This is a genomic window from Thalassovita litoralis (genome assembly GCF_900182725.1).
GTDB lineage: Bacteria > Pseudomonadota > Alphaproteobacteria > Rhodobacterales > Rhodobacteraceae > Thalassobius > Thalassobius litoralis.
Map to the genome: position 1 here is coordinate 1 of NZ_FXTO01000061.1, position 4,094 is coordinate 4,094.

Annotated in this window: 7 protein-coding genes and 1 pseudogene; 1 reads left to right on the plus strand and 7 read right to left on the minus strand. The window is 58.5% G+C overall.

The features are described from left to right. The 7 genes from FN828_RS20100 to FN828_RS20125 form a co-directional block, all read right to left on the minus strand. A partial coding sequence (locus tag FN828_RS20100) for a DUF2303 family protein (RefSeq protein ID WP_142495093.1) occupies positions 1-735 on the minus strand: 735 nt, incomplete at its 3' end. Positions 736-765: 30 nt separating this feature from the next. After that, positions 766-1,185, minus strand: coding sequence for a hypothetical protein (locus FN828_RS20105; protein WP_142495094.1), 420 nt, complete (start codon positions 1,183-1,185; stop codon positions 766-768). Positions 1,186-1,201: 16 nt separating this feature from the next. Further along, on the minus strand, positions 1,202-1,456 hold the full coding sequence (locus tag FN828_RS20110) for an Acb2/Tad1 domain-containing protein (protein ID WP_142494529.1): 255 nt from the start codon (positions 1,454-1,456) through the stop codon (positions 1,202-1,204). Between the two features lie 27 nt (positions 1,457-1,483). Continuing rightward, a complete protein-coding gene (locus FN828_RS20115; protein ID WP_142495095.1) occupies positions 1,484-1,666 on the minus strand; it encodes a hypothetical protein in 183 nt (60 codons plus the stop codon). Beyond that, positions 1,666-2,034, minus strand: coding sequence for a hypothetical protein (locus FN828_RS20120; protein ID WP_142495096.1), 369 nt, complete (start codon positions 2,032-2,034; stop codon positions 1,666-1,668). The genes FN828_RS20115 and FN828_RS20120 overlap by 1 nt, the downstream gene beginning before the upstream one ends. Then, complete coding sequence (locus FN828_RS20700) at positions 2,034-2,201, minus strand: hypothetical protein (protein ID WP_185959069.1); 168 nt, start codon at positions 2,199-2,201, stop codon at positions 2,034-2,036. Before FN828_RS20700 ends, FN828_RS20120 begins: the two co-directional genes overlap by 1 nt. Positions 2,202-3,127: 926 nt before the next feature. Further along, on the minus strand, positions 3,128-3,652 hold the full coding sequence (locus FN828_RS20125; RefSeq protein WP_142495097.1) for a helix-turn-helix domain-containing protein: 525 nt from the start codon (positions 3,650-3,652) through the stop codon (positions 3,128-3,130). A gap of 244 nt (positions 3,653-3,896) precedes the next feature. Here FN828_RS20125 and FN828_RS20130 point away from each other — a divergent pair. Beyond that, a pseudogene (locus tag FN828_RS20130) lies at positions 3,897-4,094 on the plus strand (hypothetical protein); the annotation flags it as partial.

The following is a 4,094-nucleotide window of genomic DNA, read 5'->3' on the forward strand; positions in this document are numbered from 1 at the left end:
GAGGAACTGGATTTCCGCCTCGCCGGTGTCGCGGTTGGTGGCGACTTTCAGGTCGCTGGTCTCGAACACCTGAAACTGCCGCGACATGGCCAGCAACTGGGCCAGTTGGCCAAAGCGTCCTTCGATCTTCTGGGCAGTTTCGATCAGGCGATTTTCCCAGGGCTGGTTCTTGTCGCTGGTGGTGCCTTTCAGAACTGCCGGGGTCGGGTCCATGATGTCCTTAGCCTGCGCTTCGATGAACTCGCCCAGCTCGTCCTTGTCCAGCCCGGTGCCGGATACCTGCATCCACGCCTTCCATTCGTCAGATAGCGGGAAGTCATAGACCGCGCGGTGGTGGCAGTGGCGGGCGCTGGCATCGCCTGTGGGCGTGGTGACATCCACCGGGCCAGCCGCGTGGTAATCAGCGATACAGGTCAGGGCCGGGGCCGTCATGTCGGGCTTGGCAAAGAGGGCAGAGCTGTCGCCCTTGAAACGGTTGGCCCATGCGATCAGGCTGGCCAGATCGGCAAAGCGGGCGGTACCTTTGCGGCGGGCAGGCTTCATGAATTCCAGCGCTTCGCGGCGGTATGTCGAGACATCGACCACCTTGCGCTTTTCTGGAACCGTGATCAGGTCGGCGGCGCTTGGGTTCCATTCGGGATCGGCATCCACAATGGTGTGGTGCATCAGATCGGACATCACATCGCGCATGGTTTCTGCCGGGTTCTCCAGCACGGGGAATTGAGTGTCAGCCATTGTCGGCTCCTTTGATTGATAGGTTTGGGGTTAGACGTCCCGGACTTCGCCGGTTTCCGGGTCGTGTGGGGTGACATCGCGCACACCGCTGTGCATGCGCTTCATCATCGGGCTGAAAAGGGTCAGTTGACCGTCTTCATCGACATAGGCGGCGGCTTGGCTGGCGGGCTTCTTGGGGCCTTTGAAGTCGGCTTGCGCCCGCATGGCCAGATCGCCAGCGCCGCCCAGCTCGTAAGAGACATTCAGGCTGAAAGAGCCTTTCGCGCCCTTGTGGCCGTATTCTTCGTTGTGATCCTGCATTTGCTGCAACAGGTCGCGGTGATCCTCCATGAATTTGGCGAGGAACTCTCCGCCTGCGAACAGGGTCATCAACTGTTCGATGCCGTGGATCGCGTAAGGGTCACGCTGGGCAATCCGGGCGGTGTCTTCGGGGGGCTTTCGTTTGGTCATCACGGGGGTGATCCTTCTAGCTGGTGATGTGGCGCACGGCGCGCATGACCGCGTCTTCGACGTGGGTGTTTGCAAGGCTCAGATCGCGTGAGGCAAAGCGATCTGATGTGCTGTCTGTGCCACCGATTTCGTGCAGTTTGGCGATGAAGGTCGCGCCCATATCCTTGATGTCCTGCATCTGGATTTTTTCAGCATCGGTCAGGGTGCGGTACTTGTGGCGCACGGCGTTGTTCGTGGTTCGGTCGTCGCTGGCGCTGTCGATCTGTGTCATGGGGTCCTTTCCTTTCGTTGCTTTTGGTTAGCGTGGGGTGGCGATCTTGCCGGTCCATGCGTCGAATTCGGTACGCACCCCGTCCTGGGCCGTCCCCATCGACCCCTTGCGAATTGTGGAAAAGAGGCCGGTGGCGGCGAGCAGTCCACCACCGGCCAGTTGACCGGCGCTCAGGCAACCGCCGGTTATTCGATTGGCGAATACCCCCATCAGCCTGCCGCCTTCTGGTCTGCGCATGTGCAATCAGGGCAGGGTTCGTGGCCGTTGTCCCAGTGCGGGTGCCAGTGAATGACGCCACGCCCGCCACAGCGGGGGCAGGCCGCTGCCGCTTTGGCATGGGCCATCGCAACCCAAGTGCTGATCGCGCTGCTTTCGGTCCAGCCGGTGGCGGTGATGCCGTGCAGGTGGATCTCGAACAGGGCGCGGCTGTCCGGGTCATAGTCACCCGGTGGGGTGGTCCACACGCCGCCGGTTTCCAGCACCTCGTTCGCAAAGGCATCCACCCGCGCCTCGGGGCTTTTGCCCTTCAAGGACGCCAGAAACATGGCGCGGCGGTCGAAATGGGAATGCAGGCTCATCACCACACCCGCTGCATGGCGCCGTGAAACTGGCCGAACAGAAAGGCCAGATAGAGCGCTGCGATGATGAGAAGGAACGCACCCAGACCGGGCAGAATACGCGCAGACAGATCGCGCAGACGGTCGCGGCGGATTTGTGGGCGATTGAGGTGTTCAAACATACTCATGCCGCATCTCCCCCCCCAGTTGGGGCGTAGCCCGCAGGACGTCGCGCTTGGCGGGATTGGAAGCGGGCAGCAGCCTGCTGGCGGATACTGGCGGCGCGTCCGGCGCAGCGATCAAGGATCGTCTGCACAGTATCCTCACTGGAGATTTCTGATTGCGCAGTGATCTGGTGGTGCGAGGGCAGGGAGTGAAGGCGATCCCAGTTGCAGCTTTGGCCCCGATCGCGTTTGAGCGCGTCCCATGCTGTCTGGATGGTTTCCACGGGCATGTTGCCCGGGTGAAGGATGACCGATGCCGGGCAGGCGTCGATCAGATGCAGGGATGTCCGTTCGTTTGACAAGGTGGTTCTCCCATCTGGTTGTCCCGCGATCTGCTGGCGCGTCTTCGGCGGGTGTGATGGGGTCATAACATGCACGCCGTAGCGTGCATGTCAATGTTTAATGAACGCTATGGCGTGCATATAGTGCGGGTCAAATAGGGGATGGGGAGAATCAGTAACCCATCTGGAGAATTAAAGGAGGGCTATGAGCTGCTGCAATCTACAAGAGCCGTCGTCGCAGAGTGATCGTGATGCCTCACCGAATCCGCAACTACCTCGCAGCCCGATGCTGCGCGAATGGCTTTCAGATTGCGGACATAGTTGGCATTATCACCAGATCGGAAAACCTGAGGGCTGCTAAGTGCTGGCGCTGCCATCCAGACATTTTCTGCAGGCTCCCTTCCTACAATCAACTCATACCCATCCACCACCATGGATCGTCGTGGCTCGGGCGCACAAGATGGGAGAAGAACCGAAAGTGTAATCGCAGCGGGCGCAACTATGAATGCTCTCCGCCAAATAAAATCTACCATTAATTGACTCCCTTGCTTTGTTAGTCTTAATCTCGGAACATAAGGGGAACGACGGAGGGCGAGGTGAGTGCAGATATCACGGAGATGTTTCGGCTTTGGGCTTCTCTTTGTCCTGCGCAACGCGCAGTGGCCCTTGCACAGATTGGATGTCTTGCATCTTCTGCAGAACGGTTAGTGCGGCACGACGTCCATCTGCATCAAGGCTTGAGACGGTCTTCAGAAACTCCAAATCCATGTTTGATAGCTGAAGGCCGGTCAGCACATACAAATCCGCACCAGGTCCAAGGGCCTGAAGAAGGCGTTCAAGTTGGCTCGCGCGCGGGTCTTTGCGGTCCTTGATTAGTTGCTGAACGAAGTTTGGTCCGCAGCCAGCAGCCTTGCTAAGCTCGCGAAAGCTACGCTGATCCTTTTCTACCAGCTCAATTAGTCGCTCTAACCATATGTTTTTCATGGCTATTTGATAGCACGCAGTTGAGTGTATGGCGTGAACGTTATTGCGTGCATTGACATGCACGCTATTGCGTGCATTATGGCTTTTGCTATGAGAACACTCCTTGAAGAACTCGAAAAATTTATCTTGGACACTGGTCTGTCTGAACATCGCGTTGGGGTCCTCCTTGCGCGGAATGGTCGGCTAGTTCCGCGCCTTAGGGGTGGGAAGAGGATATGGCCCGAAACTGAAACTCGCATCCGTGAGGCGATGGAAAACGAGAGAGGGCGTCGCGACTTGATTGAGCGTGAAACTGGCAATCATGGGGATGCAGCATGACGTTAGATATTGTTTCATATATGCATGGTGACTCCGCCGCCCCGCGCTGTCCTGTGAAATCAGCGGGGGTGTTTTCATGACCCGCGCTGTACGTCCTGCCTCCATCCAGTCTGCTGTCAGTGCGGCCTATCGGGCTGCGGGTGGGTTGGAATGCTGTTCTGCCGATCTGGGCGTGTCCATATCAACACTGTCTTACGGCACCGAAGTGACCGACCAGCGCCCCGGTGGTCTGGGGGTCAATTATCTGGACAGGCTGGGTCGCATCGAACCATTG